Below are 26,487 nucleotides of genomic sequence, written 5' to 3'. Positions count from 1 at the left end.
GATAAAAAATGAAGACTTCATTAAAATTTACGATATTCTGACAAACCTTGTTATTAAAAAATATCTCATCAAACCGCTACGGGTGTTAATAACCTAAACCTGTGCAGGCGACCCTGTAAATTAGTAACCCTTAGAAAGAAGGATTTCCACGGTACATCCATCCCGCAAATCTACCTGGCCATTGCAGAAATCTGCATTTTTGCGCATTTTTTTGCCTTGAATTTGCGGTTGGCCATCGGGTGGTTTGAATCGGGAAAAGCAGTACAGTAAAGGGTTTCGGAATTTTAAAGTGCAGTTTGACACTCCCAAAATCTGTTTTTTATGTTTTGCCTACACGATTTTGCGTTTCTACATTTGTATTGTCAAAGGAGAAAAAAGCCATCCGGCGAAAATCTTTTAAAGCATTCAGTGAACTGAATAACGCTTGCACTACTAATCCTTTGCTTCCATAAGATCCCCGATTGTACGTCATCAGACTAGTTATACATTTTTTAACTTAAACTATTACACTCATGAAAAACACATTCATCAACTCAAGAAACCTTGCAATCGCTATTGCAACCGTATTATCTTTTGGTTTTACTTCTCCTGCAAAAGCAAATGATGAGAAGAAAAATGAGAAGAAAACTATTCCTGTTGAACTGAAGTATCTCGGCAATATAGAAAACAAACCAGTGTTTCAGCTGATACTTAGCAGTGCAGATGAAAGCGAGTTTACTATTGTTGTTCGCGATGAAGACAATACTGTTCTGTACAGGGATAATTTAAGTGGCAACACCTCTAAAAAATTCCTGTTAAATACAGAAGAATTAGCAGGTGTTGGTGTTCAATTCGAAATCACTGGTAAGAAAAGTTTCAAAACAGTCACTTACGAAGTGAACAAATCTTCACGCCTGGTAGAAGATGTTGTTGTAAACAAATTGTAGTCACTTATTACCTCCTAAGACAAAGCCAATACTGGATTTCCGGTATTGGCTTTTATTTTTTGAAGATGATTTTGAATTAATTGTTTTCCCGCACTCTTTTGTTTGCCATTTTAGCTTGTTCCAGCCCTGTTGGAGTAATGCGGATTACCAGCGTATCCTGCTGTTGCATCCTGATCAATTCTTCCTGCTCTAATAACTGGAGGCACTGGTAAATAACCGACCACTCCTGTAGCTGGCGTAGAATTAATTCCCGCGGCCGACACCCATAATGTTCGGGTTGCGGATCATTTTTGACAATATCATAAATGGTAAGGAGAAGTTTATAATGGTCTTGCATTAACTAAAAATATCGGAAAAAAGCCTTTCTTCTAAAAGATTTTATCAACACGTATTATGAATAACTTTTATCGGTAATGAAGCAGCGTTTCAGCCGGTAGCTTATTAAAGTGCGAGAAATTGCCCACCCATCGCCCTAGGTCGTTCTCAAAATGGATAAAGGAAGAAATTGTAGCCGCATATGAATCGACCTGCCGTCAAACTCTCCATCAGATCTCTCCGACCCGGGGATAACAGGAAGTTTTATTTTATCAAATTGATCGCCGGGTTGGCAACCACTGTCACTTCAAACAGGCGGATAAAAGAAAAGGTCTCCTGAATGAGAAAACCAATAAAAAAGATCAATAGCAGGATTATTACCGTACGGGCAACAAAGGGAAAGTTGACTCGAAATGTTGATGTAGAGAGGTAATTCATAGAGCATAATTTTGGATTAATGTTAGAATCAGCTTTATGCTTTTCCTTATCAAATATGGTTGAAAAAAATATGCCAGCCCTCAACACCCGGCCTGTTTCTGCCCGGAAAATGATGTTTGATAGGGCATTTACCTGCTATTTTGATCGGGAGTTGGAAAAAACTACGCAAGGTTGAATGGGGCTAGTATCATTCCCGCTTACAGCACAGATTCTCCTAATTTTACAAACCTAAAATTTGCAGGTATGAAAGTATGCGGGTTCTCATTTGTCCGCAATGGTGTAAAATTCGACTACCCATTTGAAGAAGCTATCAAATCCATTCTTCCTATATGTGATGAGTTCGTCGTCGCGGTTGGAAAATCCGAAGATGGTACCCTTGAGAGAATCCAGGCCATTGATCCAAAAATAAAAGTGCTGGAGACCACATGGAACGAGTCATTGAGAAAGGGTGGTGAAGTATTTGCAGCGGAAACAAATAAAGCTTTCCAGGCTATTCCCCCTGATTATGACTGGGCCTTTTACATACAAGGTGATGAAGTGGTGCATGAACAATACCTGCCGGTAATCAAAAAAGCTATGCAGGATAATCTGCCAGACAAGGAAGTGGAGGGCTTATTGTTTAACTACCTGCATTTCTTCGGCTCCTACGACTTTATTGGCGCAAAATATTCCTGGTACCGAAGGGAAATCCGCATCGTAAGAAACCGTAAAGACATTTTTTCGTTTCGCGATGCCCAGGGATTTAGAATTGGTGAAAACCGGAAGCTGAAAGTAAAGCTCATCGATGCTTATATTTATCATTATGGCTGGGTGCGGGAACCCAGGGCATTGCAAAAAAAGATTGAATCAAATATTCGCCTTTACCGGGAGGAAGCCGAAATAAAAAAAGAATCCGGAGCTGTTGCCGCTTATGAATATGATAAGGCGACCGAGCCGGTTATAAAATTTGAAGGCACGCACCCCGTTTTAATGAAAGAAAGGATACTGCGAAAGAACTGGCCTTTCAATCCTGATCCGGCACTTAAATATGCATCCGCAAAAGATAAACTAAAACGCATCATTGCCAGATGGACGGGCTGGTATCCGGGGGAGTATAAAAATTATACGCTGATTAAGTAGGCCAGGTTTGGTTAAATTCTGAGAATAGATAAGCTCAGCCGTTGCTAGCCCACTATTTATTATTTTCGCAAAAAAATATTATCGCTTCCTTTCAACGCATATACACATTATTTAAGAAGGACCTGCTGCTTGAAGTAAGGCAGCAATACAGCTTTTACGGAATTCTTTTATACATAGGTGCGACCATTTTTGTTTTATTTATGGCAATTGATGACCCCGAAACGAAGGTATGGAACGGTTTATTTTGGGTTATCCAGTTGTTTATTTGCATCAATGCGGTAGCTAAAAGTTTTTTACAGGAAAGCAGGGGAAGAATGCTTTACTTCTACTCTATTGCTTCGCCGGCAAATTTCGTGTTATCAAAATTGCTATTTAATTCCTTACTGATGCTGGTGATGAGCCTGCTTAGTTTGCTTTTGTTTAGCTTATTCCTGGGAAACCCAATGGTAAAAGCCGGCGCCTTTATAGGTCTTGTTTTGCTTGGCGGCTGGAGCCTGAGCCTGATTTTTACTTTTCTTGCAGCAATTGCTGCAAGGGCCCAGCAAAATGCCGCTATCATGGCTGTTTTGGGGTTTCCGCTGATTATTCCACAGCTAATACTGCTCATGCAATTATCGAATGCCGCCTTTAATCCCATCTTAACCATCAAAGCCAGCACGATCTTATTGCTCATTGCCCTCGACCTGATGGTTATTTTATTGGCGGTTATCTTATTCCCCTTTTTATGGAAAGATTGAGTCGCTGATATTTGTAAATCATTTCCCCCTCTTTATTGAAAAATATTTTATGTTATAAGTGCTTTTACTATAAAATGTTAACTCAATGCTGTATTATTAATAGTTTGCGAAAAATTAGGGGGGATTACACGCACCGCCTTAATTTTGCTGCGCTTTAGCTGTACTTTTTAAAGCTGAAACAAGCCATAGCCATGGAAAAAAATTATATGTATAAATCCTGGTGGAAAATTCTCAGTGTCGTTTTGCTGGTGTACACATTCATTGGTGGCTTGTTGTTTAAAGTCCCCCTTTTACCGGCGCTGGAAGAAACTATCCGCAATCTTTACTTTCATGTTTGCATGTGGTTTGCGATGATGATCCTGTTTACCATCTCAGTGATCCAGTCTATTCGCTATTTGCGTACACTCAATCATAAGTATGATATCTATGCCAGGCAATTTGCCGTGGTAGGAATTGTTTTTGGATTATTAGGATATGCCACCGGGGCTATCTGGATGAGTTATACCTGGGCCGATCCCAACAATCCTGCCTTTGAGTCGTTCGGCGCCTTAGCAAGAGAACCCAAGCTGATTGGCGCAGCGATAGCTTTGCTGATTTATGCTGCCTACCTTGTACTTCGTGATTCGATCACCGATATGGATAAAAGAGCGAGAATAAGTGCGGTATATAACATATTTGCTTATGCTATGCTTTTCCCGTCAATTTGGATAGTGCCTCGCATTCTGCCCAGTCTGCACCCGGGCCAGGAAGGGAATCCTGCCATGAACTATAAAGATATTGATGCCGGTATGCGTATCGTTTTTTATCCTGCTGTTATTGGCTGGACCTTATTAGGTGTGTGGATCACTACTATCAAAATACGATTGAACTTAATAAAAGAAAAAAAGATGATGAGCTGATCACTCATCATTTAGTTTAATACAGAATAAAAATTTACAAATGCGAAAAACCAAGAACCTATTTATTCTTTTTGCAGTAATGCTGTTAACAACCGTTGTCAAAGCACAAGATGTGGAAGGCAAAACAGCTTTTGGAGAAACAATGCGTAGCAATGGAAGAATATATGTGGTACTGGCGGTGATGCTGACCATATTGGCTGGTTTGATATTATACCTGGTAAGGCTGGACAGAAAGATCACCAAAATTGAAAAAGAGATGTAATCATTATCCAACGTATACAATTGCCTTATTTTATAACGATTGCTATTTGAAAATCAAAAATTCAATTCATGTCAGACAATTACAGTTTTTTTGGCGCTGTTGAAAAAAGCTTCGACAAAGCCGCAAAATTTACCAAATGGACTCCCGGTATCCTGGAGCAGATCAAAGCCTGTAACGCAGTGTACCAGATGAAGTTTCCGATCAAAAGAGATGACGGAACTGTCGAAGTAATGGAAGCTTACCGTGTGCAACATTCCCAACATAAAACACCCTGCAAAGGTGGTATTCGTTTTGCCGCCGAGGTAAACCAGGATGAAGTAATGGCCTTAGCTGCATTAATGACTTATAAATGTGCCATTGTAAACGTACCATTTGGAGGTGGTAAGGGAGGTATCAAAATCAATCCCCGTAACTACTCGGCTTACGAACTCGAAAAAATTACCCGCCGTTATACCGCCGAACTAATCAGGAAAAATTTTATCGGGCCAGGCACTGATGTTCCTGCCCCTGATTATGGAACGGGTGAAAGAGAAATGGCCTGGATACAGGATACGTATTTAGCTATGCATCCCGGAGAAATTGATGGCGCTGGATGTGTAACTGGTAAGCCGGTATCACAAGGTGGTGTTCGTGGTCGTCGTGAAGCGACAGGTTTAGGTGTGTTCTTTGGTCTTCGTGAAGTATGTAATATGGAAGACATAATGAAGAAGCAAGGCCTGACCGTTGGAGTTGAAGGCAAAAGAGTGGCGGTACAAGGTTTGGGAAATGTGGGTTATCACTCGGCAAAATTCTTCCAGGATGCAGGTGCGATTATTGTCGGGCTGTCCGAACATGACGGGGCTATCTATAATGAAAATGGCCTCGACGTTGACGATGTTTTCAACTTCCGCAAGAACACCGGCTCTATTATCAAATATGAAAAAGGAAGCCATTTTGCCCGCAAAGAGGATATGCTGGAAATGGATTGCGATATTTTAATTCCTGCGGCGCTTGAAAATGTAATAGATAAAGAAAATGCGCCAAGGATCAAAGCAAAGATCATAGGTGAAGCTGCTAACGGGCCATTAACTCCTGAAGCCGATGAAATTCTCGCTGAAAAAGGCGTGCTGGTTGTACCTGATATGTATCTGAATGCGGGTGGTGTCACCGTTTCTTACTTTGAGTGGATCAAAAACCTGAGCCACGTTCGTTACGGCCGTATGGAAAAACGTTTCAATGAAAATATGAATGCTCACATCGTTGGACAGATCGAAGCCCTTTCAGGCAGAAAAATGAACGAAAAGGAAAAAGAATACATCGTTCATGGAGCTGACGAGGTGGACCTGGTGTATAGTGGTCTGGAAGAAACAATGATTACTGCAACCCACGAAGTGATGAATGAGTGGAAAAACTACCCGGAAATTCCTGATATGCGAACAGCAGCTTATGTTGTTGCTATCAATAAAGTAGCAACGAGCTATGCTGAGCTGGGTATTTTCCCGTAAAAGCTATATTTTTTATCTAAAAGCCTGTTTCACAAGAGACAGGCTTTTTTCATTTTCACTAAAGCAGCTTAAAAAATGACGTAATTTTCTTACAGCATTCAACTAGATTTCACAATAGTTTTCGAATCGCATTAAGCCTTCATTTAACAAAGCGCTTTATGCAATGGGCAGCAAAATCACATCCTGTCATTCTAAAATCAAAGACATGCAAAAGGTATTTTTTTCGGCAAGTATTTTCACAATATTAATAATGGCAACAGGATGCCGTAGCTCTAAACCAACGGCAGCTACTTCCGGCGGAAGTGAAATGTTGTATCAATACCAATGGAACCTGGAAGTGCTGGATGGACAACAAGTAAATCCAACAACCGGAAAAGGATCCTTCTTACTATTTTCACCCGGCCAGGACAGTACAGTCACTGGCAATGCCGGATGTAACAGTTTACGGGGCAGTTTCGAACTCTCCGGTGAAAATGCTATGAAGTTTTCACCTTTAATAACAACAAAGATGGCATGCCCTGATCTCAATATCGAAACCAGCTTTCTCGACGCATTGAGCAAGGTCGACAACTGGAGCATCATAGGCGACCAGCTTTTGTTAAGCAATGGGAAAATCCCTTTGGCAAAGCTCAGGGGAGTTAAGCCGAAAGCAAAGCCGGTTGTACCTGCACCTGATGCATCTTTAACCGGCAGTTGGGAGCTAAATTATATTTCAGGAAAAAGGATTGCTTTTGAAGGATTGTATCCAAACAAAAAACCTCAGTTATCTTTTACAGATAACAAAACTGAAGTAGGTGGTCATACGAGCTGCAATTCATTCAGCAGTAAATTGACCATTGATGGAAATAAGATAACAATAGCAGAACCCACAGCCATGACTATGATGGCTTGCGAAGGAGAAGGCGAAAAATCTTTTTTGGACATGCTAAAAAAAGTAAACAAATATGCTCTTAGTGGCACAACACTTACTTTCCTGATGGATGATATTGCCGTAATGCGTTTTGAGAAAAAGTAAGACAGAACACTGATCGGGGAGATGTTCTAACCTGCTGCTTATTTTTTGCCAGTTCCGCGAAACCTTCGTTCCGCGAGGCTGTTTTTTTTGACATCAATATACAACAGTCACCGTTCCTTTTTTAATTATCGGCGCCCGGCTGTCACACTCCATTTCCGCAAAATAAATGTAGGCGCCGGTGGGCACAAGTAATCCTTTATTTTTTCCATCCCAGCCATTTGACCGGTCATCAATACCAAAATTTCTTTTTTCAAATACTTTCTCACCCCAACGATTGTAAATGATCAGTGATTTGATAATGCCAATGCCTTTACCCTTTATATAGAAGATGTCATTTTTTCCATCATTGTTAGGTGTAAAACTTGTTGGAATGAACACGAAATTGTCGGCACACTCCAGCCTGATACTTACCGTATCGGACGCCTGGCATCCATATTGATTTTTGACAGTGACAATATAATCCATAGGTCTTCTTGGCTGAGCAACGGGAGAAGGACAGCTGGTGCAACTCAAATAATCGGCAGGTGACCAGAGCCATTTCACTACATCATTACTTGCCGTCGCTCTTAGCTGATGGGTTTCTGCTGCAAGCATTTGAAAATCGGGCTCAGCAGTAACTGCCGGCAACGGTCGCACCGCTACATTTATAGACAGGGTGTCTTTAAAACAATTATATGCATCGGAGCCCACAACCGTATAGACAGTATTAACAACAGGACTGGCAACAGGATTGGATATCTGTGTATTACTTAACCCGGTAACTGAATTGATCCATTGATATGAGTTGGCTCCCTGTGCATTTAGGTGCACACTTGATCCGCTACAAACAAAAGTATCGGTGGCCATTACCATGTTGAAAGGCTGCACAACAGTCAATAAAATTGAATCCTGTTTTGTACAACCAAAACCATTGGTTATATCAACGATATATTTTGTGTTTTGTATTGGATTTGCCAAGGGAGACCCGGTGTTGGCACTGCTTAATCCGGTGGCGGGTTGCCATAAAAATGTATCACCACCTGTTGCATTTAACCGGACTGTTTCCCCACGGCATAACTGGCTTTTACCCGCGGATACATTGGTAACGGGGTTGGGATGAACCACCAACTGGTGGGTTGCCGTGTCATAGCATCCGTTATATTTTACAACCAACTGCACATTGTAAACGGCTGGCTGGCTAAAAGTTTGCACAGCCGGATTTTGTGCGTTGCTGGTATTGCCATTATTAAAATTCCATGCCCACTCAACAGGGCTCATGCTTGCATTGCCCTTAAATGTGACATCGCCTCCTGCACACAATTCACCAATGCCTGTAATACCCGCTTTTGCTTTTTTATAAACTATTACTTTTTCAGACACTTCCTTTACACAACCAAACGGTGAAATAACTTTAAACTTCACGATATAGGTTCCCGGTTTATTAAAATTGAATATGGCATTTTTTATATTGGATGTATCCTCTGCGTTGCCGGTACCAAAGTCCCAATGATATATAAGCGGTACCCCGGCCTGGTCAGCCGCCACACTTCTTACATCAGGAGTAAAAAATATTTTAGTTGAATCACAAATCTGCGCAGGTATCCCTTTTATAGCGATAAACAAACTATCAATAATAATTTTTTCCGGTAATGTTGCTGTAGCCGCACAACCACCGGCATCTTTCACGATCAGTTTTGGTTGGTATACTCCCGGCGTCAGGTATTTATGAACCGATGATGCAGCGGTATTATCATTCACCGTACCATCTCCGAAGTCCCAGGTATATTTCGTGGTGTTTTTAACGTCAGCTGAAAGCGTTACCTGTTGTGATGTACACCCTTTCAATATATCCGCACTTATTTTCGCAGATGGTTCACTGATGGTGACGGAATCTTTATAGGTTCCCGTGAGGCCATTATAACCGTAGGTGTATAAAGTAATCCGGTAGGTTCCGGGCTTGTCGTACACATGCGAAGGATAATATTGATCACTGGAAGTGGTTCCATCACCAAAATCCCATTTGAGGCTTGTAAACCCAACAGAGAGATTATTGATGCGAACTATAACAGGCGGACAGCTACTATTCGTCATATAGTTGGTTGAAAAACTAAATGCAGTATTAAAGTCTTTTACTGTTATCACCTGTATAGTTGTATCAGCGCAGGATATGCTTGGATCATTAGCTATCAACTTAACTGTATCGGTGCCAGCTTTTGTATAAGTATGTTCACCCCAGTATTCATTGGAACTGGCCCCGTCGCCATACAGCCATTTATAATTAACTGAATTGCTGTACCAGGAAATGGTATTGTTATAAAATGTCACATTGGTGTTCAATGGTACGTTAGGAACATATAAACCCGATGCAGTAAAGGCAGCTTTTGGTCCTTTGGCATTAACCGTGTAACTAAACACAGACTGACAACCACTCGCATCTGTAACAGTCAGCCTTACTGTATAATTGCCTGGTGTCTTGTACAAATGCGTCACCTTTGCCGATGAGGTATGTGTAGCGTATTCTCCATCTCCAAAATCCCATTGCCAGGTTTTTAGCGGTGTATTGGTAGAAGTCTTAGAAGTGTCTTCAAATACAAATGAAGATTTATAACAAATGTCATTGGCGGAAATTTTGAACCCTGCGATGGGACCATTTACTTTCAAGTTGATGTAATTAGTAGTATCCGTACATCCATTATAAGCAGCCGTTATGATGGCTCTCATGCTGGTAGTACCCGCCTTGAAATTCTGAAGTGTACTATTGAAAGTGGTGTACTTAAAATAATCATAAATATAGCCATCGTAGACAGCGCCGGTATTGTGCTCAAACTTTGTTGCATAATACTGCCCATATTCCCAATTGCCAGTGTAGGGGTTTGTCTCCAGGCCGGTTATTTTTACCATCAAATTATCATTACTGCATATCTCTGTTTTATTGGCAGTCAGAACCGGTTTTTGTTTAAGCAAAATGTTTACCTGTTGTGTACTGGTCAAGGTACAATTGCCCGATACTCCTGTCAGCGTCACCTGGTAAGTACCGGTTTTAGCGTATGTATGTTTTCCAAGATGCACACTTGTATCATAAGGAATTGTGGTACCATCGCCAAAGTTCCAGGTGCCGCTACTAATACGCAAAGAACGCTGATCAAAACTGACGGTACCGCGGTTGCCCTCGCAGGTATTTTCAGCTTTGATAATTGATACGAAAGAAGGCAACACATTGGCATAAACCTGTTTTACAATTGTATCGGAGCAATGGCCGATATGACTGATAAATTGAACATTGTATTTACCGGTATCGCTAAAAGCATGGTAAGGAGTTGCACCCCAGCCACCATACCCGTTGTCGCCAAAATTCCATTCCCAGTTATCAGAAAAATAAGAACGATCAGAGAATTGAAGATCGAGAGAATTACCACAGGGAATAGAATAAGCAAAATCAGCTTTGGCTTTACCGTACACTCTTACAAAAAAACTAGCCGTTCCGCTACACCCGCTTTCAGTTTTATATTCCAATGTAATATTATAAGAACCTTCTTTTTTATAATTATGCTCCGGCTCGGGGTCGGCCGAAGTTGTACCATCGCCAAAATTCCATTTATAAACTTTAATTGGCTGATTGGTGTTAGTGCCCAACTTCACTTTTAATGAATCGCAATCATAATTCCATCTAAAACTGCTGGAAGAAAGAAGATAAATGTTAACACTAGGTTTAAACACATTCACCTGCCTGGAGATATTGCTGGAACAACCTGCGGCATTGGCTACCGTAAGATAAACCCAGTAATATCCATCATAAGTAAAATTGTACGACGCATTTTGTTGTGTAGAAAAATTGTTGTTTGAAAAATAATCCAGGCGCCACTGCCATTTTACCGCACCCGCTGTGGTGTCTTTAAATTTTATATTCACGGGTGAACCACATACTCCTCCGTAATCCACTACAAAACCCTTCAGATCCGGCAGATCGTTTACCAGCACTTGTTTTGTTACTGTTTCTTTACAGGTTCCAAAAGTGTTGGTCAATTTTATCGTATAATTGCCGGCCTCGGCATAGGCATGGTTTACTTCTGTCCACCAGTTGTTGGTGGTGCCATCTCCAAACTCCCAATAACTAGTCCCGGGCGGCACATCACTTTTGCTTTTAAATACATAATTGCCGTTTTTACACAACAGATCTGGCGCTTCTATTTTGCTATTAAACTTTACCTGGTCCTCCACCTTCACTGTTTTAGTAACTGAATCCTTGCAGGTTTCGTAGGTATTGATAAGCGTAACATCATACGTTCCAGGATTGGCATAGACATGATTTGCCGTTGAATAAGAATTGACAAAATTACCGTCGCCAAACTTCCACAGACTATTATTTGGATATAAATAACTGGAACTGGAAAAAGCTAATTCACGACAAAGGGGACGAACACTAAAATCAGTATTGAAGTAAGCTGCATTGACCGATACCGGGTAACTGGTAACGGTACACCCATCCGTATTGGAAACAGTTAATGTAACAGGATAAACCGCTTTTTTGGTGAACTTATGAACAGGATTTTTTTGAGTAGAACTGGTACCGTCCCCAAAATCCCAGTTATAAAGAAGAGTGCCGGGACCGGCGCTGTTGTTAGTCAATTGCAGGGATTCATCCAGCGAACACAAAAGATTTTTATTTGTAGTGAAGACCGGCTCAATGCGCCCCAATATCTCCACCGTGTTTGTTTTAGTAATTGTGCTATAACAACCGTAACTGTTGGTAACAGTCAGGTTGACAACAGGCTTTTGCTGATAGCTATAGTAATGAATCATTCTGTTATCATAGACTTGTTGTGTTTGGCCATCGCCGAAGTCCCAGGAATAGTTGCTAATATAACCATCACCCGCTGTAACCTTGGCAGTAAAGCCGGCAGCAGCAGGGATACATACTTTTGGAGCATCGGCTGTAAAATCAACTGTTGGTTTTTTATAAACCTTAATAGTAGCAGTTTTGGAAGAAGTTTGATTTCCATCCGTAACAGTCAATGTAACAGTGTATTCTTTTTCTTCCGTATAAATGGCGCCGGGATTGGGAAGCGCTGAAGTATTACCGTTTCCAAAATCCCATCGATAGACGGCATTGGCCGAAGCTCCAAAACTTTGATTGGAAAAAGAAACTGATAAAGGCGAACAGCCGCCGGATTTATCCATTGAAAAATTGGCTGTTAACTGGGCTTGGGAAAACAACGGGCAAGCAGCAAGCAAAAACAAGGCAAAGGCTGTTCTTCCTTTGAAAAAAGCAATTAGGTGGCTCATATTATAAACTTTCGCAGAATGTGGTCACGAAACGGTGGAGCAAGATAATCAGGGAAAACAGTTTTTACAATGGTTGCGCTATTTTAAAGGATGTCAATTACTAAAATAAGAGCTATTACCTACAGCATCAATAATCAAACATTCCAGACCGACATAGATTCCTTTTTTGGTAATTGAAGTTTCTATTTTCACCCTAATTTACCAACCCTGAACCCGATTGATAAAAAAAACTGTTGATGCAATTCCGTAAGATTTGACTCATAGGGGTTATGATAATCATCTTCGTAAATAAACACCGGGGAAAAATCACCTTGCACAAACCATCTCTTTGCCAGGTAATATCCTCCCGAAACGGAAAAAGAAACTGCTGAAGATACTCCTTCATTAACGAGATAATGATAATCAGCGCCGGCACCGGCATACCACTTATTTTTTTGTTCACGAAATTTATATAGTACCCGTAAAGAAAGCTTTAGATCTGTATTAGCCACAATTATTTTCTTTGGCGCCGGAGTTGTGCCTGGCAACGGGCTTCTTTCGCTTGCATATCCTTTCCAACTATGTCGCATGACGATTATTCCGGGCTGTAAAAACAATTGATGAGAAACCGGGATATTAAAACTAACTCCCCCCTGTAGTCCGGGATCTGCCTGCTTGTCACCAAACGTACCGATGGTTAAATGACCGCCTCCCTGGATATTGAATGAAAACTGGCATAAAGCCATTACCGAAACAAGGACTGCTATGCTGAGGGTAAAGATTTTTTTCATAAAGATAGGTTGTCAAAAAAATGATTTAAAAACATTCCGCAGGTATGTAAAGGTGCTTCTGCGTTATATACTTACCCTGGCAATGACAGTAAATATTCAACGGCCAACGTATATCCTTTTAACCCAAGGCCGATAATGCTTCCCACCGACTTTCCCGATATATGGGAAAGTTTTCTGAAATCTTCCCGTGCATGCACATTGGAAATATGCACTTCGATAACCGGGGTTTTAATTGCTGCAATCGCATCGCCGATTGCCACAGACGTATGTGTGTAGCCGCCGGGGTTAAGCACTATACCATCGAAGTCGAAACCCACCCGTTGCAGTTCATTGATCAGCTCTCCTTCAACATTGCTTTGATAATAGCTGAACGAAATTTGCGGATAGGAAGCTTTGAGCTCTTCAAAAAAATCATCGAAAGACTGGTTGCCGTATATACCGGGTTCTCTCTTACCAAGCAGGTTGAGATTGGGGCCGTTGATGATCGCTATCTTCATTAAGCAATGTGATTTATTGTAAACGAATTTAAAGGATACTATTTACTTTCATTGGCTAGTAAGCTGTATAAAAGCAAATTGACCCTTTTCCCATTTTTGATTTCAGCTTCTCTTAACTTTCCTTCATACTTAAATCCCAGCTTTTCTGCAAGCCGCCAGCTTGTTTCATTACCATCCTCTATCACCGCTTCGAGCCGATGCAATTTCCAGTGGGTAAATAAATGATGGATCATTACCGGAACTACTTCAGGCATGATGCCTTTCCGCCAAAACTGTGGCAGCAACCAATAGCCGATCTCAGCTTTTTCATGTGTTGCGTTATAATAGTTCATCCCACAGGCGCCGACCGGCTCGCTATTGTCACGATCTACAATTTTCCACCAGATACCCGTTTTCTCCCGCCACAGCCCATCATAAAAATCCATTTGTGACTTTGCCTCTTCAACTGTTTTATACGACACCCCATAAAAAGGAATAACCTCGGGATGACTCAAACCCTTAAAAATAAAAGCCTGGTCAGTCGCAACAATCTGTTTTAAAATAAATCTGCTGGTATGTAATTCCGGAAACATAAAAAAACATCCGCTTGGGGCGGATGGCAATTTATTTAGTTTTTCTGTTCTTTTATCATTTGTATAAACTGGTCGAAAAGATAACGGCTGTCATGGGGACCAGGTGTAGCTTCCGGGTGATACTGCACGGAGAAGGCCGGTTTGCCTTTTACCCGTATGCCTTCAATGGACTGATCATTTAAATTGACATGCGTTACTTCTATATGGTCAGCTTTTTTTACCGCTTCAGGATCTACCCCGAATCCATGATTTTGTGTCGTGATCTCTGATCTGCCGGTAACTAAATTTTTTACCGGGTGATTCAACCCACGGTGACCATGATGCATTTTAAAAGTAGGGATATCATTAGCCAATGCCAGCAACTGATGGCCCAGGCAGATACCAAATACCGGCTTTTCTTCTTTTAAAATTTGTTTCAGGCTATTGACGGCATAATCCATTGGCGCCGGATCACCGGGCCCGTTGGAAATAAAATAACCATGCGGCTCAAATTTCTTTACTTCATCCAATGGCGTTTTGGCCGGGAACACTTTTACGTGTGCTCCTCTTTCTACCATACAGTTCAGGATATTTCTTTTTACACCATAATCCATTACTGCGATCCGGATGGCAGAATCTTTATCACCCAGCTCATATGTTTCTTTGGTGCTCACATGCGAAGCCAATTCCAACCCATCCATATCCGGCACGGCGTCAAGCTTCTTTTTAAGTTCGTTGATATCTGTTGTTTCGGAGGAGATGATACAATTCATGGCTCCCTTGGTGCGGATATGTGCGACGAGAGCCCTTGTGTCCACATCAGCTATCGATACAATGTTGTGTGTTTTCAAATAATCCTCCAGCGAGCCCTGTGCAAGTTTTCTTGAATACTGGTCTTCGAGGTTACGACCGATCAGCCCTTTGATTTTTACGCTATCGGACTCTACATCAGCTTCTTTCACTCCGTAGTTACCTACATGTACGGCATTCATAATGAGAACCTGGCCATAATAGCTGGGGTCAGTAAATACTTCCTGGTAGCCGGTCATACCGGTATTAAAACAAACTTCGCCGGTGGTAGTACCAATAGCACCAAAGGCTTTACCATAACAAACAGTGCCGTCTTGTAACAGCAAAACAGCGGAAGGTCGGGTTGTTGACATAGTTATAAAAGAATCTGCTCTTTAAAAACAAATTGCGCAAAAGTAGGGACTTAAATGTTTCCGGGATGAGAAAATTTTGAACATAATTTACCCCCAATAAAAAAATCTCGCAGACCGCGGGACAACATGTTAAAAGGGTGTTTATCACCGAAATCTGCGAGACCTATTCTTATGGCAATTGATGATTTTGGGTCGATTATCCTTTAACCCGCAAAAAATTTCCGTTTTTGTCAAACTCGAGTTGAAGCCCGGACGAAAGCCTGGTTTCCTGTGATGCATCTTTGATTTCCCAGCCGCGGATAAAGTCAGCCGGATAATGGGTGTCAACATATTCTAAAACAAGCGAAGGAATAACCGTACCCGGTATGGCTTCCGTTCCTTCTATTTTTTTGATATTTCCCTGCCGGGTAAAATCCAGTTTGGTGCCGTTGTTGAGATAAACATGAAAATAGGTTTTCAGGTTATCCAATTCTTTTACGACCTGCAGAATTTGTTTGCCGGGATAATGGGTGGTTACAAACCCGCTGGCATTGGCAGGAAGATCATCTGATTGCACTACCTTCTCTTTATCGCAGGCCACTAACAATAAGGCTGAAAGTGTCATAAGAAGAAAAGTTTTTTTCATAAAATAAAAATTGTGTTTAATGATTGTTTGCTGTCAAAATGTGACAACCTGCTTTCAGCAAACCCCTATTATAAAAATGAAAAATGTCGCTAAGAGAGTTGAGAGAGGCTTGTCTCAAAAATGAAGAATTTTTTTACCGCAGAGAGCACAAAGAAGTTTCGCAAAGGTCGCAGAGAATCACCTTGAATAATTTTGCTTTGTGTACTCTGTGCCGCCTCTGTAAACTCTGTGGTTATATACAACTGTTGAGAAAGTCCTGAGATTATGTCAAAAAATATTAATACCTGCGTTCCAGCCAAACCAGCCGCGAACTTTTGGGTCGCCAAGCTCAAAGGTTTTATAAGAGCCGGGGATAATGTTGTACTTATAGCCATCAATAGCAGCGGGTTGCTTAGTGTAGTACACAGAAAAGGAGGGCCCACCGAAAATGGAAAATCGTTTTCCAAATTTTATATTGAATTGCAGGTCTAACCGATTCAGCAAATTGAGATAATCCCAGGTTCCAAGATAAACATACTGAGAACCCAACTCAGGATTGATGGAAAACCATTTGGTTAAACTTAACTCTGTGCCAAGGCCATAACCAAATGTATAAAGCTTGTCATCTTTTCGATCCAGGTTCATGCCCGCCTGCAGAATGCTATACAATTTACGGCTGCCCGTTTTAAAAGACAGGTTGCCATTGACCACTTCATTGGTGGAAAGAGATAATTTATGATATCCTTTCAACACAATATTGATCAACCCGATGCTATATCCATCCGATGTGTCGGCAATATTGATGATCCCGATCTGCAGGCCTTTTAATTTTTTGGCATAATTAAATACGCCACCGGCCTGTATTCCCCGTACCTGTCCACCGCCAATGTTTCCTACTCCACCAATTTGAATTCCGCCAACATCCCTGTTCTGGTAGTTAAACACACCCGCAGCCTGCAAACCCTTCATGGTACCACCACTGATATTGGCCACTCCTGCAATTTGTAATCCACCTACATTACCCTTTACATAATTGTTAATGCCGGCGGCTTGCAGACCTTTCACATTTTTCAACACCGTATTTTGAAGACCCCCGATTTGCAAACCAGTTATGGATCCGCCGGTGATATTAAACAACCCGGCTCCCTGCACATATCGTACATCCTTTTTATTCAAATTAAATAGTCCACCAATCTCCAACCCATTGACGCCTGCCGTATATCCGCCGAATAAATTGAATGAAAAATTATTCACCACCTGCCCGCTTAGTTTACCCTGCGTACTCACACCCGGCACAACAGAAAACTGGAAAGGTTTTTTGGTAAAGAATTTTTTCATGTTCAGGCTCCTGATCTTTTGTTTAGCGGTCAACAAAAATCTTGCAATGCCCGTTTCTTCTACTTCGCTGGCAGAAGTTTTAGCCACTACAGTATCGGCTACAATTGAACTGGTACTTGTATCAGCCAATTCAAAACTGTTGGGAGCAGAAACAACGGTTTGATTGACCACCGGCACAATCGCAATCACCAGTTGCAGATCGAACTTTTGCGGAATCGTAACCATCGTATCTTCAAAAGCATCCTTGCTTACCGCCAGCGAAGTAGTTTTATATTTATCCTTTAGCCTGATCTTAAAACTCCCATTGGCATCCGTCAACGTAGACGTAAGATGCGTGGTTTCATATATACTTACATCACTCAGCCGTTCACCCGTCTCAGCATTTACCACAGAACCAGAAATGAACCAGCTGTTGTCTTTTGCGGGTGCTGTTTTTGTAACAGTAGTAAGTTGCAAACTCACCCGGCGTAGTATTACATAGTTACCACTCTCTTTGTATTCATAAGCCCCGTTAAATAACTGGTTCAGTACCTGCCTCACCGTTTTGTTGTTCACGGATAAATTGACAAGGCTGTCCCGTTTTAAAATATTACTGTTATAGGAAAAACTGAAGCCTGCTTTGTTACTGATAATGGCTAACACATCATCCAGCCGTTGCCGGTTGGCGGTAAACGACACCCGCCTGTCTAAAATATTTTGAGCCTCAATGCAAATTGAACACAGTATAAAAATCAGCATTAGCGATCCGTAGAATATCCCTTTCTTATTTACCATGTTCCGGCTGATCAATTAGTGCAAAATAATTTCATTCTCTTTTTTTGAAACTTTTATCATCAGCGTCTGGCTGATGATATCAAGAATGGTATCCAGTGATTCCTGGTCAAATGTCACTGTAAGTGGAAGTTTTCGCAACGACTCTTTTTCAATCCGGATCCTGGCGTCATAAGCTTCGTTCAGTTTTTCGACCAGTTTCCAAAGAGGAGTATTATCACAGACAAAAGTTTTACTGACATAGTAGTTATACAATTTATCTTCGGTCTCCCGTTTCTGCAATGAAGTATCTGCATTAACAAGGGATGTCTGTTCTCCTGCTCTCAGTTCAACCGTTACTCCGTTCTTTGTTACCTGCACAACACCTGTTTCCACAATCACTTCCGCAGCGCCATTTACACTTCTTACATTAAAAGAAGTGCCCACCACCTTCACCTGCACATCGTTTACATCAATGATAAAAGGTTTTGTTTTATCCGGCACAACATTAAAAAAGGCCTCTCCTTTCAACACCACTTTTCTCGTTTTGCCTTTAAACGAAGATGGATAAGATAAAACAGAATGTTTATTCAAAGTTGCCACGGAACCATCGGGCAATGTATCTTTCTTCACTTCGTTGGCAGAAGCAACACTAATCAATTCAGGAGCTTTCGTTTTACTTTGCCATTGTGACCGGATGACCAGGCCAGCAACTACGATGATCAAAACACTGGCAGCTATTTTCCACCAGCCGAAACCCTGGTGCAGTTTACGCCCCTCTTCCTTTTTTATCTTGCGTTGAAATTTTTGCCAGGCTTTATTTTCATCTACCGATGTGATTACGGCCAATTGACGGCTTTGGTCCCAGATCATTTGAAAATGCCGGAAATAATATTGGTTGGCTTCGCTGGCACTGATCCACTCCTCTACCAGCTTTTGCTCCGGTATAGTAGCTTCATCGGTGAGGTATTTCACCAGCAACTCATCCATTTTATCGTGTGTAAAGTTTTCCAATATTTTCAGGGTTTACTATTGAACAGGAATAAAATGAGTAAAGGCAAAAACTCCACTAGCTTTTGCCTCAATAATTTCAGCGCTTTGCCCATTTGGTTCTCGATCGTTTTTACAGACAGGCCCATTTCATCCGCGATCTCCTGGTACTTCAATCCTTCAAACCGGCTCATCTGGAAAATAGTACGGCACTGCTCCGGCAGTTCGTTCATGGCGTCATGAATATGTTCTTTTAATTCACCCTGCAATATTTTTCCGGAAGCATTTTCAATTTTGTCATTCGCCTGTCGCACTACATGCATGGCATGTGCTGATTTTACTTTTTTATGCTTGATATAATTAAGACAATCGTGATAAACAGCTTTGTAGAGATAGGCCTTTGGTGAGGATTCGATTGCCAGTTGATCTCTTTTTTCCCAAAATTTATAAAACACATTTTGTACGATCTCCTCTCCCATCGCCTCGTCTTTCAAAATGGTAATAGCATAGGCGTGCAAACCCCTGAAATGCATTTTAAATAAATGCTCAAAGGCCGTTTCGCTGGTTGGCGTCAGCGATCTGACGATGGCAGTATGACTTTGTTCCACTTGCAATATCCTGTGATCAGCTAAAATATGGCTATTCCCTGTCAAGATGGTTTATAAATGGGACAACCGGCAGGGGATTTACCCCTATGGAAGTAATAACATTTTTAGTGGGCCATTGAATAGTCAGCATTGAAAATTGGGTATTGAATATTTTCAGGTCGAACTAAACACATGTTTAACGCACAACAGCCAACTTTCAATATTCAATGATAAAAATCATTTCACTCTTCTCTTATATCTTTCCCTTATCACATCCTGCACATTCACATTATGGATCTTGCTTTCCAGCCAGGATATTACGTCGAGATAAGCAAATGCCCGCCGTTCGAGGGGATTGTGTTCGTATTTCTTGAGTTTGTGGAGCAATTTTTCAAACTCGGGCTTTAGTGCCCTGGCGCCTACATGGAAGGATTGGCGCAGGAAAGCAAAGATCTCTTCTTCCACCCGGCTCAGGCTTTCCATTTTCGACATATAGCGATACACCGATTTGATCAGGTACTCCAGCAAATCGAAATTTCCCAGTTCATAATGGGCGATCAGGTGCAGCAATCTCGCATAACATTGCAGGTCATTTCTCAATCCTGATTTTTGATTGATGATGCGGTTGAGATAGTCGATGGCTTTTTCATTGTTGCCGCTGCCGAAATACAGGCATGCAATTTTATAATAGAACACCAGTACACGGTGCGTATCGAGATAAAGTCCATATTCTTTCAGCATTTCCTCCAGGTGTGGCACCATCAACAAGCCTTTGTTGAACGTGCCCTGCAAAAAATAGAGATTGATACGGGCTGTATACAAATATTGATAAGCCAGGATGCGATTATTATCATTTTGGGTTACCAACTTGTGCCGGGTAAATTTTTCAAACTGTTTGATCGTTTCTTCCAGCTTCTCATGGTTGAGCAAATCAAAATGGGCACTCATCAGGTTATGCATCCCTTTTATATAACTGGCTGTTTCCACCGCCAGCATATCCGGGTTTTTGTCAAACAGGTCTACCCATTTCTGGCAATATCGGTAGTACTGTAAAAAGTCGATCCGGATAAAAGCATACCAGCACTGGCTCTGGTAATAATAGAGTTTTTCATAAAACCCCTGCGCTGACTTTGCTTCCGGGGGTATATGAGTTTCAAAAAAAAGCCGGATGCTTTTAATATCGTTTTCGTTACGGGCATGGCCATGTTGAATGTACCAGCTATACAGCTGCAGGGAAAGATTGGACAGCTTATTGATCAGTGTCAGTGTGTCATTTACCTGGTTAGCTTCGGTGCTCAATTGTTCCGCCCGGTTCTGCATACTGCGGGTAATGTAGAGGGCTTCAATCTTTTTTTCAAAAAACAGCGCCTGCTGCAGGTAGGTAACCTGGTTATGGGCCCGGGCGGTGTCTTTCAAGCGGTCAAGAGCCTTCAGGCTTTGCAGGTACAGGCCCTTGTTAAACAGGATGCGGGCATAGTCCATTTGCTCATGTAGCTGAATATCAATATTATTTTCATCCTTTATGATCCGCAGGCTGGATAAAATCTGGCGGTATAATTGGGCCTTGATGTTGGAAAGCTGCTGTTTACTGATTGACTTGTTTTTTTTCAATAGCAAAGCTTCGTCGTAATCATTCAGTTTGTCCAGAGCATCAAAGAGTTGGATAGTTTTCAACGTGTCGCTGGATGAGTTTCGCCTCACATATAACTTAAAATTCCTCTTTTCTGACTTTTCCAGCGATTTTACCAGTTGAAAAAGGGCGTCTGTGGACCGGTTGGGCATCGTAATTCAGGTGATTTAAAATCCTTTACTGCAAAGGGTTCCAGGGGATTTCCCCCTTTTTAAACTCTGTAAAACAGGGTCAATTTTGGTTTTACCTGCCCGTACATCTGGGCTATCTTAGATGATCGGGTTGCTTGTTTTGTTGTCGGTAGCAAGCGATACAAAAATAAGCAGCCTGTTTTTTTATCACCACAATATATTACTTAATTATGGCTGATGGCAAAATCCACATCTTTGACACCACCCTCAGGGATGGTGAACAGGTACCCGGTTGCAAACTGAATACCACAGAAAAAATACGCCTGGCCCTTGCATTAGAAGAGCTTGGAGTTGATATCATCGAAGCCGGTTTCCCTGTTTCGTCACCGGGAGACTTTGAATCAGTGAATGAAATTGGTAAAGTGATTAAAAATGCCACAGTCTGCGGTCTTACCCGGGCAGTGCAAAAAGATATTGAAGTGGCCGCCGAAGCATTAAAGTCGGCCAAACGTCCACGCATTCATACCGGTATAGGTACCTCTGATCTTCATATCAAAGCAAAATTCAATTCAACAAGGGAAGAAATATTGGCCAGGGCTGTCCAGGCGGTTAAATGGGCCAGGAATTTTGTGGACGATGTTGAGTTTTATGCGGAAGACGCCGGCCGCACCGACAATGAATACCTTGCTAAAGTAGTGGAAGCCGTGATTAAAGCAGGAGCGACAGTCGTCAATATCCCTGACACTACTGGTTATTGCCTCCCCCATCAATATGGTGAAAAAATTGCCTACCTCATCAATAATGTGCCCAACGTTGATAAAGCCATCCTGAGTTGTCATTGTCATAATGACCTGGGGCTGGCAACAGCCAATTCTATCTCGGGTGTAATCAATGGTGCAAGACAAATAGAATGTACCATCAATGGTTTGGGAGAAAGAGCGGGTAATACTTCACTGGAAGAAGTAGTGATGGTTTTGAAACAGCATCATTCACTGGGCTTTTATACCAATATTAATACACGACAATTGAACCCCATCAGCCAATTGGTTTCTGAAACCATGCGCATGCCGGTTCAGCCTAACAAGGCTATCGTTGGTGCTAATGCATTTTCGCATTCTTCCGGTATTCACCAGGATGGTTTCTTAAAAGAAGCATTGACTTATGAAATCATCAATCCTGAAGAAGTAGGCGCCGGTGGTTCTAAAATCGTACTCACTGCCAGAAGTGGCCGCTCAGCATTGGCCCATCGCTTTCACAAACTCGGTTATCAATATACCAGAAACGATATCGATGTATTGTATGTAGAATTTTTAAAAGTGGCGGATTTGAAGAAGGAAGTGGCAGACGAAGACTTACATGCAATGGCAAAAGAATATACTGCTGTAGAAACCGCATAAACGTTTAGCACTATGGCGAAAACATTATTTGAAAAAATTTGGGACAGGCACATCGTCAAAACGATTGAAGGCGGCCCATCTGTTTTATATATTGACCGGCATTTTATTCACGAGGTAACAAGCCCACAGGCATTTGCCGGACTGAATAAACGCGGAATAAAAGTTTTTCGTCCAAAACAAATTGTAGCGACGGCGGATCATAATGTGCCTACCTTGAATCAACATCTGCCCATCAAAGAAGAGTTGTCCCGCCGACAGGTAGAAGCATTGAAGAAAAATTGCGAAGAGCACGGTATTGAATTATATGGCCTTGGACACCCGTTCCAGGGCATTGTTCATGTTATAGGACCCGAACTTGGCATCACACAGCCCGGCATGACGATCGTATGTGGCGATAGCCATACATCCACACACGGAGCTTTTGGAAATATTGCTTTTGGTATAGGCACCAGTGAAGTAGAAATGGTGATGACTACGCAATGCCTTTTGCAGAGCAAGCCCAAACTGATGCGTATCAATATCGACGGGCAGTTGAACAAGGGAGTAGTGAGTAAGGATATTGTTTTGTATATCCTTTCAAAAATATCAGCGAGTGGTGCTACGGGCTATGCAGTCGAGTTTGCAGGTTCTGCTATCCGTTCATTATCGATGGAAGCAAGAATGACCATTTGCAATATGAGCATTGAAATGGGTGCCCGTTGTGGTATGATCGCTCCCGACGAAACAACATTCAAATACATTAAAGGCAGAAAGTTTGCACCACAGGGTGAAGCATGGAATAAAGCTCTTGCATATTGGAAAACATTATACAGTGATAATGACGCAAAATTTGATCAAGAGATTTTCATCAAAGCGGAAGACATAGAACCCATGATCACCTATGGTACTAATCCCGGAATGGGAATAGGTGTGGGTGGACATGTTCCTGCGTTGAATGAGATAGATGAAAAGGAAAAAACATCCTTTGAAAAGTCCCTGAACTATATGGGCCTTGAAGCGGGTGCTACGATCAAAGGGAAAAAAGTGGATTATGTTTTTATTGGCAGTTGCACCAATTCAAGAATCGAGGATCTGCGCATGGTGGCTTCATTCGTAAAAGGAAAACATAAAGCCAAAGACGTAGAAGTATGGATTGTACCCGGAAGCAAACAAGTGGAAGCACAGGCAAAACAGGAAGGCATCGATAAGATTTTTGAAGAAGCAGGCTTCATGCTTCGTCAGCCTGGTTGCTCAGCTTGCCTGGGTATGAATGAAGATAAAATTCCTGCTGGTAAATACTGTGTATCTACTTCCAACAGAAATTTTGAAGGAAGACAAGGCGCCGGTGCAAGAACATTATTGGCAAGCCCGTTGACTGCAGCTGCGGCAGCGATCACTGGGGTTATTACGGATGTACGAGAAATGTTACCCCCAACCCCTAAAGGGGAGTTAGCAACTTCTTTGAATTGATTATAAATATTGCAAGATAAAATTGGCATATATAACATTTAATAACAAAAAGAGACTTTCCGACAAGCGAGGGCTGTGCGAAGATGGCCTTCTCCTTGGGAGAAGGTCGGGATGAGGCCATGAAAGCATTAAGAACCATAAATAGCCGGTTTGTTCCCATCAATATCGAAAACATCGATACGGACCAGATCATCCCTGCCCGCTTCCTGAAAGCAACCACCAAGGAAGGTTTTGGTAAAAATCTCTTTCGTGACTGGCGGTATGAAAATGACGATGAAACAAAGCCAAAGAAAGATTTTGCTCTAAATCAGTCGCAATACAAAGGCGAAATATTAGTGGCGGGTAAAAATTTTGGCTGTGGTTCTTCCCGGGAACATGCTGCGTGGTCCATTTTAGATTATGGATTCAGAGCAGTTGTATCCAGCTTCTTTGCTGACATTTTTAAAAATAATGCACTCAACAACGGTGTGCTTCCGGTCACGGTTTCTGAAGCTTTCCTGAAAAAAATATTTGAACAGGATAGTGAGGCTACACTGACCATCGACCTGGAAAAACAAACCATCACGATCGATAAAACAGGAGATCAGGAACATTTCGATATCAACAGTTATAAAAAAACCTGCTTGTTGAACGGATATAATGATATCGATTATTTATTAAGTATAAAAAAAGACATCGAGCAATTCGAGGAAACACTTTAATGTCATCAGCTTCGATCATAGTAAAAAATATCAGTGCGCAACAGTTTGGCAAAACTGTACTGGACAATATTTCCTTTACTATTGAAGCCGGCCAGCATTTGGCTGTTATTGGTGAAAGCGGCAGTGGTAAATCCTCGCTGGCAAAAGCTTTAGCCGGAAAATTATTTACAAAAGGTTCCATTGAAATTAACTATACCGATCATTCTTTTCTAAAGCCAACAACTGTTTTATTAGAATCGTCAGAAACGTTGAAAAACTTATCCAACGTTTCTGACTTCTACTACCAGCAACGCTACAACAGCTGTGATGCGGAAGATGCATTAACAGTGGAGCAGGAACTGAAAAAAACCATTGGCGCCTCCAATGAAGTTGATTCATTATTAAATCAATTGAGTCTGTCACACCGGGGGCAAACTCCTTTGATCCAGCTTTCAAATGGTGAGCAAAAAAAGCTACAGCTAATAAAGGCATTGGTACTGCAACCACAGGTATTAATAATGGATAATGTATTTGTCGGCTTAGATGTTAGTAGCAGGAAAGAGTTACATCACATTATGAATGAGCTTGCCCGAAAAGGTACTACGCTTATCCTCGTTACCGACGAAAGAGAACTTCCCTCCTGCATTACGCATATAGCTGAATTATTCAATGGGAAATTGGTACAGGTAAGCGAAAGAAAAACGTTTGTTGCATTTCATCCGGAGAATGCGAGGAAAGACAAGAATAATATCAATGCTTCTTTGTTCGCCGGCCATATCGCCAAATATGATAACATCGTAAAAATAAAAAACGTCACCATTCAATATGGCGACAAAATCATTTTACAAAACATAAACTGGGAAGTAAAGCAGGGAGACCACTGGCTGGTAAAAGGTCATAATGGCGCCGGCAAATCGACACTGCTCAGTTTGATCACTGCTGACAATCCGCAGGCCTACTCGCACGAAATTTATTTGTTTGACAAGCGTCGCGGCACCGGTGAAAGCATTTGGGATATAAAAAAGAAAATTGGCTTCGTATCACCAGAGCTGCACAAGTTTTTTGACATGAGCACTTCGGTACACAATGTGATCGGGTCCGGCTTCTTTGATACTATGGGCCTATTCCGTTTGTTAAGTAATGAACAGGAACAAATGGTAAATGAATGGCTCGGGGTTTTTGATTTAACGGATCAGCGGGAAAAGCCATTGTTTCTTTTATCAACCGGGCAGCAACGGAAAGCATTGCTGGCAAGAGCATTAATAAAAAACCCTGCACTGCTGGTGTTGGATGAACCTTGCCAGGGACTGGATGATCATCAAACAAAACATTTTTTGGAACTGATCGATTCTATCTGCAACTGCTCAGCAACGACACTGATCTACGTAAGTCATTACGACAACGAAATACCTGCTTGCATCCTGCAAAAAATGGAATTGCTGCAGGGTAAACAAATTAGTTTAATTAAACCGCAACCAATAACTGTATAGTCC

The 26,487-nt window shown here is 41.6% G+C and carries 23 protein-coding genes; 11 read left to right on the top strand and 12 right to left on the bottom strand.

Annotated features, from left to right (window positions below):
* Positions 1–319: 319 nt before the first annotated feature.
* Entirely contained in the window at positions 320–472 is a 153-nt protein-coding gene (locus ACFEL9_RS06080) for a hypothetical protein (RefSeq protein WP_385887137.1), read from the bottom strand.
* A 40-nt stretch (positions 473–512) separates the two neighbouring features.
* On the opposite strand from ACFEL9_RS06080, the gene ACFEL9_RS06075 reads away from it, so the two are divergent.
* Positions 513–926 carry a hypothetical protein gene (locus tag ACFEL9_RS06075; protein WP_385887135.1) on the top strand — a complete coding sequence of 138 codons (414 nt, stop codon included), beginning with the start codon at positions 513–515 and terminating at the stop codon, positions 924–926.
* Between the two features lie 76 nt (positions 927–1,002).
* On the opposite strand, the gene ACFEL9_RS06070 is transcribed toward ACFEL9_RS06075, so the two are convergent.
* The gene (locus tag ACFEL9_RS06070; protein WP_385887132.1) at positions 1,003–1,263 is read right to left on the bottom strand and encodes a hypothetical protein; all 261 of its coding nucleotides are present in this window, start codon (positions 1,261–1,263) and stop codon (positions 1,003–1,005) included.
* Positions 1,264–1,922: 659 nt separating this feature from the next.
* On the opposite strand from ACFEL9_RS06070, the gene ACFEL9_RS06065 reads away from it, so the two are divergent.
* The 6 genes from ACFEL9_RS06065 to ACFEL9_RS06040 all read left to right on the top strand — a co-directional run bounded on the left by ACFEL9_RS06065 (position 1,923) and on the right by ACFEL9_RS06040 (position 7,195).
* On the top strand, positions 1,923–2,798 hold the full coding sequence (locus ACFEL9_RS06065; protein WP_385887129.1) for a glycosyltransferase family protein: 876 nt from the start codon (positions 1,923–1,925) through the stop codon (positions 2,796–2,798).
* Positions 2,799–2,839: 41 nt separating this feature from the next.
* The gene (locus ACFEL9_RS06060; RefSeq protein WP_385887126.1) at positions 2,840–3,535 is read left to right on the top strand and encodes a heme exporter protein CcmB; all 696 of its coding nucleotides are present in this window, start codon (positions 2,840–2,842) and stop codon (positions 3,533–3,535) included.
* 191 nt (positions 3,536–3,726) lie between these two features.
* Positions 3,727–4,434 (top strand): cytochrome c biogenesis protein CcsA, encoded by a 708-nt coding sequence (gene ccsA / locus ACFEL9_RS06055; protein ID WP_385887123.1) that lies wholly within the window; start codon positions 3,727–3,729, stop codon positions 4,432–4,434.
* Between the two features lie 40 nt (positions 4,435–4,474).
* Positions 4,475–4,696 (top strand): CcmD family protein, encoded by a 222-nt coding sequence (locus ACFEL9_RS06050; RefSeq protein WP_385887121.1) that lies wholly within the window; start codon positions 4,475–4,477, stop codon positions 4,694–4,696.
* Positions 4,697–4,764: 68 nt separating this feature from the next.
* Positions 4,765–6,180, top strand: coding sequence for a Glu/Leu/Phe/Val family dehydrogenase (locus tag ACFEL9_RS06045; RefSeq protein ID WP_385887119.1), 1,416 nt, complete (start codon positions 4,765–4,767; stop codon positions 6,178–6,180).
* Positions 6,181–6,385: 205 nt separating this feature from the next.
* The gene (locus ACFEL9_RS06040) at positions 6,386–7,195 is read left to right on the top strand and encodes an META domain-containing protein (protein ID WP_385887116.1); all 810 of its coding nucleotides are present in this window, start codon (positions 6,386–6,388) and stop codon (positions 7,193–7,195) included.
* Between the two features lie 93 nt (positions 7,196–7,288).
* Here the strand turns inward: ACFEL9_RS06040 and ACFEL9_RS06035 are convergent, their stop codons facing one another.
* The 10 genes from ACFEL9_RS06035 to ACFEL9_RS05990 all read right to left on the bottom strand — a co-directional run bounded on the left by ACFEL9_RS06035 (position 7,289) and on the right by ACFEL9_RS05990 (position 21,489).
* Entirely contained in the window at positions 7,289–12,457 is a 5,169-nt protein-coding gene (locus ACFEL9_RS06035; protein WP_385887113.1) for a PKD domain-containing protein, read from the bottom strand.
* Between the two features lie 188 nt (positions 12,458–12,645).
* Positions 12,646–13,227 carry a hypothetical protein gene (locus tag ACFEL9_RS06030; protein WP_385887112.1) on the bottom strand — a complete coding sequence of 194 codons (582 nt, stop codon included), beginning with the start codon at positions 13,225–13,227 and terminating at the stop codon, positions 12,646–12,648.
* Positions 13,228–13,298: 71 nt separating this feature from the next.
* Positions 13,299–13,724, bottom strand: a complete 426-nt coding sequence (gene aroQ, locus ACFEL9_RS06025) for a type II 3-dehydroquinate dehydratase (RefSeq protein ID WP_385887109.1) — start codon at positions 13,722–13,724, stop codon at positions 13,299–13,301.
* A gap of 38 nt (positions 13,725–13,762) precedes the next feature.
* The gene (locus tag ACFEL9_RS06020; protein WP_385887106.1) at positions 13,763–14,296 is read right to left on the bottom strand and encodes a GNAT family N-acetyltransferase; all 534 of its coding nucleotides are present in this window, start codon (positions 14,294–14,296) and stop codon (positions 13,763–13,765) included.
* Between the two features lie 35 nt (positions 14,297–14,331).
* Positions 14,332–15,438, bottom strand: a complete 1,107-nt coding sequence (gene carA, locus ACFEL9_RS06015) for a glutamine-hydrolyzing carbamoyl-phosphate synthase small subunit (protein WP_385887103.1) — start codon at positions 15,436–15,438, stop codon at positions 14,332–14,334.
* 196 nt (positions 15,439–15,634) lie between these two features.
* Complete coding sequence (locus ACFEL9_RS06010; RefSeq protein WP_385887100.1) at positions 15,635–16,063, bottom strand: PepSY-like domain-containing protein; 429 nt, start codon at positions 16,061–16,063, stop codon at positions 15,635–15,637.
* A gap of 267 nt (positions 16,064–16,330) precedes the next feature.
* Positions 16,331–18,154 (bottom strand): STN and carboxypeptidase regulatory-like domain-containing protein, encoded by a 1,824-nt coding sequence (locus ACFEL9_RS06005; RefSeq protein ID WP_385887097.1) that lies wholly within the window; start codon positions 18,152–18,154, stop codon positions 16,331–16,333.
* Positions 18,155–18,169: 15 nt separating this feature from the next.
* On the bottom strand, positions 18,170–19,144 hold the full coding sequence (locus tag ACFEL9_RS06000; RefSeq protein WP_385887094.1) for a FecR family protein: 975 nt from the start codon (positions 19,142–19,144) through the stop codon (positions 18,170–18,172).
* A gap of 5 nt (positions 19,145–19,149) precedes the next feature.
* The gene (locus ACFEL9_RS05995) at positions 19,150–19,773 is read right to left on the bottom strand and encodes an RNA polymerase sigma-70 factor (RefSeq protein ID WP_385887092.1); all 624 of its coding nucleotides are present in this window, start codon (positions 19,771–19,773) and stop codon (positions 19,150–19,152) included.
* Positions 19,774–19,944: 171 nt separating this feature from the next.
* Positions 19,945–21,489 (bottom strand): hypothetical protein, encoded by a 1,545-nt coding sequence (locus ACFEL9_RS05990; RefSeq protein ID WP_385887089.1) that lies wholly within the window; start codon positions 21,487–21,489, stop codon positions 19,945–19,947.
* Positions 21,490–21,698: 209 nt separating this feature from the next.
* Between ACFEL9_RS05990 and ACFEL9_RS05985 the strand changes: the two genes are divergently transcribed.
* The 4 genes from ACFEL9_RS05985 to ACFEL9_RS05970 all read left to right on the top strand — a co-directional run bounded on the left by ACFEL9_RS05985 (position 21,699) and on the right by ACFEL9_RS05970 (position 26,484).
* A complete protein-coding gene (locus tag ACFEL9_RS05985) occupies positions 21,699–22,865 on the top strand; it encodes a 2-isopropylmalate synthase (RefSeq protein WP_385887087.1) in 1,167 nt (388 codons plus the stop codon).
* Between the two features lie 12 nt (positions 22,866–22,877).
* The gene (gene leuC / locus ACFEL9_RS05980) at positions 22,878–24,314 is read left to right on the top strand and encodes a 3-isopropylmalate dehydratase large subunit (RefSeq protein WP_385887084.1); all 1,437 of its coding nucleotides are present in this window, start codon (positions 22,878–22,880) and stop codon (positions 24,312–24,314) included.
* Positions 24,315–24,397: 83 nt separating this feature from the next.
* Positions 24,398–25,015: a 3-isopropylmalate dehydratase small subunit gene (gene leuD / locus ACFEL9_RS05975; protein ID WP_385887082.1), complete on the top strand. Its 618-nt coding sequence runs from the start codon at positions 24,398–24,400 to the stop codon at positions 25,013–25,015.
* Positions 25,015–26,484, top strand: coding sequence for an ATP-binding cassette domain-containing protein (locus ACFEL9_RS05970; protein ID WP_385887079.1), 1,470 nt, complete (start codon positions 25,015–25,017; stop codon positions 26,482–26,484). The genes leuD and ACFEL9_RS05970 overlap by 1 nt, the downstream gene beginning before the upstream one ends.
* The last annotated feature ends 3 nt before the right edge of the window (positions 26,485–26,487 follow it).

Origin of the sequence: Terrimonas alba (genome assembly GCF_042434975.1) — a bacterium.
Taxonomy (GTDB): Bacteria; Bacteroidota; Bacteroidia; order Chitinophagales; family Chitinophagaceae; genus Terrimonas_B; species Terrimonas_B alba.
The sequence above is the reverse complement of the archived record's forward strand: the minus strand, read 5'-3'. Positions and strand labels throughout refer to the sequence as shown.

Coding starts and splice junctions, on each gene's coding strand:
- ACFEL9_RS06080 (WP_385887137.1), bottom strand. CDS start 472: ATGACGTACAATCGGGGATCTTATGGAAGCAAAGGATTAGTAGTGCAA.
- ACFEL9_RS06075 (WP_385887135.1), top strand. CDS start 513: ATGAAAAACACATTCATCAACTCAAGAAACCTTGCAATCGCTATTGCA.
- ACFEL9_RS06070 (WP_385887132.1), bottom strand. CDS start 1,263: ATGCAAGACCATTATAAACTTCTCCTTACCATTTATGATATTGTCAAA.
- ACFEL9_RS06065 (WP_385887129.1), top strand. CDS start 1,923: ATGAAAGTATGCGGGTTCTCATTTGTCCGCAATGGTGTAAAATTCGAC.
- ccsA (WP_385887123.1), top strand. CDS start 3,727: ATGGAAAAAAATTATATGTATAAATCCTGGTGGAAAATTCTCAGTGTC.
- ACFEL9_RS06050 (WP_385887121.1), top strand. CDS start 4,475: ATGCGAAAAACCAAGAACCTATTTATTCTTTTTGCAGTAATGCTGTTA.
- ACFEL9_RS06045 (WP_385887119.1), top strand. CDS start 4,765: ATGTCAGACAATTACAGTTTTTTTGGCGCTGTTGAAAAAAGCTTCGAC.
- ACFEL9_RS06040 (WP_385887116.1), top strand. CDS start 6,386: ATGCAAAAGGTATTTTTTTCGGCAAGTATTTTCACAATATTAATAATG.
- ACFEL9_RS06035 (WP_385887113.1), bottom strand. CDS start 12,457: ATGAGCCACCTAATTGCTTTTTTCAAAGGAAGAACAGCCTTTGCCTTG.
- ACFEL9_RS06030 (WP_385887112.1), bottom strand. CDS start 13,227: ATGAAAAAAATCTTTACCCTCAGCATAGCAGTCCTTGTTTCGGTAATG.
- aroQ (WP_385887109.1), bottom strand. CDS start 13,724: ATGAAGATAGCGATCATCAACGGCCCCAATCTCAACCTGCTTGGTAAG.
- ACFEL9_RS06020 (WP_385887106.1), bottom strand. CDS start 14,296: ATGTTTCCGGAATTACATACCAGCAGATTTATTTTAAAACAGATTGTT.
- carA (WP_385887103.1), bottom strand. CDS start 15,438: ATGTCAACAACCCGACCTTCCGCTGTTTTGCTGTTACAAGACGGCACT.
- ACFEL9_RS06010 (WP_385887100.1), bottom strand. CDS start 16,063: ATGAAAAAAACTTTTCTTCTTATGACACTTTCAGCCTTATTGTTAGTG.
- ACFEL9_RS06005 (WP_385887097.1), bottom strand. CDS start 18,154: ATGGTAAATAAGAAAGGGATATTCTACGGATCGCTAATGCTGATTTTT.
- ACFEL9_RS05990 (WP_385887089.1), bottom strand. CDS start 21,489: ATGCCCAACCGGTCCACAGACGCCCTTTTTCAACTGGTAAAATCGCTG.
- ACFEL9_RS05985 (WP_385887087.1), top strand. CDS start 21,699: ATGGCTGATGGCAAAATCCACATCTTTGACACCACCCTCAGGGATGGT.
- leuC (WP_385887084.1), top strand. CDS start 22,878: ATGGCGAAAACATTATTTGAAAAAATTTGGGACAGGCACATCGTCAAA.
- leuD (WP_385887082.1), top strand. CDS start 24,398: ATGGCCTTCTCCTTGGGAGAAGGTCGGGATGAGGCCATGAAAGCATTA.
- ACFEL9_RS05970 (WP_385887079.1), top strand. CDS start 25,015: ATGTCATCAGCTTCGATCATAGTAAAAAATATCAGTGCGCAACAGTTT.